This window comes from Neisseria sp. HMSC073G10, from assembly GCF_001812605.1.
In the GTDB taxonomy this organism is placed as follows: domain Bacteria; phylum Pseudomonadota; class Gammaproteobacteria; order Burkholderiales; family Neisseriaceae; genus Neisseria; species Neisseria subflava_A.
The window spans coordinates 390-1,453 of sequence record NZ_KV809504.1; the positions used below are offsets into that span (position 1 = coordinate 390).

Genomic DNA, 1,064 nt, shown 5'->3' on the forward strand with positions numbered 1-1,064 from the left:
GTCCGTTGAAGCCGGTTTCGGCTTTAAAACCGCCAGTAAGGAACAAAACCAAATTATGCAGGACGATGTGGCTTACTTACGCTCAATGGGTGCAGAAGATATTAGGATCAACCAGCAGCAGGTCAATAACCAAATGTGCCGTGTAGGGATCTGCCGTCCGGATGTTCAAGCCACTCTACCAAATTCCAATAAACGAATTTATATCGAATACGATCGCACCAGCTCAAACCGTGGAGCCGGACATGCATCGAGAGCATTGAGTAATGATCCGGATGCTATTGTAATTTTAAGGACTGTGGATTAAATTATGAATGTAAACAAAGATTTTTTTCTTGCAAGAGACGGCCATCCGAGCCTGAAACAGTTTTATTTTATTGGCGCGCCATTTGAAAAAGCACTGGATCTTTATCTAAAAAGACGTATGGATTTAAGTGATTTTTATCAAAATCTAAAACCGAAACTATCGTATTTGGATGAGGAGTATACCCTCAGTCAGAAATTGGATTTCTTGAATCCGCTTGAGATTACCGGATCATCCAAATATTTATTGTTGGAAACGCAGTCTGATTGGTCATTGCTAATAGGTAATAACCGGAACGGCACAGACTTTTCAAGTGTGCCGTATGAAGCCTTGCTGTGGAAAATCAGATTATTGACTATGTATTTACGTCCATATTTTGGCAAAGACGAATTCGGTGCGGTCTCATTTACCCTGTATGAGGGCAGCAAACAGGTTTCCCGTCATGACTGCGAAACCAGAAATGTTATGCTGCATAAAGAAACCAGTCGTGTCGAGTTTATGGAATATGGCACGCCGCTGCCGTTTGAACAGACAGAAAAATATACCGAAAGACTCAAAAAAAACAGGCTGACTGTGGAGATGATCGAAGAATATTGCAAACATTTAGGCATTTCATTATTTGATTTGGACTTCTACCAGTCCAAAGCCGCCCTTATTGAGATATTGAGAAACAAATAACTTTCATCTCTTCAAAAAGACAGTCTGAAAAATATCCAGGCTGTCTTTTAACGTCGGCAGCCAAAGCGGTCTCTTTGCCGGCGAA

At 41.3% G+C, this 1,064-nt stretch carries 2 protein-coding genes; both read left to right on the plus strand.

Translation table 11 applies throughout. From position 1 onward, the window contains the following. A partial coding sequence (locus HMPREF2865_RS03135; protein ID WP_168163625.1) for a hypothetical protein occupies window positions 1–304 on the plus strand: 304 nt, incomplete at its 5' end. A gap of 3 nt (window positions 305–307) precedes the next feature. Then, on the plus strand, window positions 308–979 hold the full coding sequence (locus tag HMPREF2865_RS03140; RefSeq protein ID WP_003686835.1) for a hypothetical protein: 672 nt from the start codon (window positions 308–310) through the stop codon (window positions 977–979). Window positions 980–1,064: the final 85 nt, after the last annotated feature.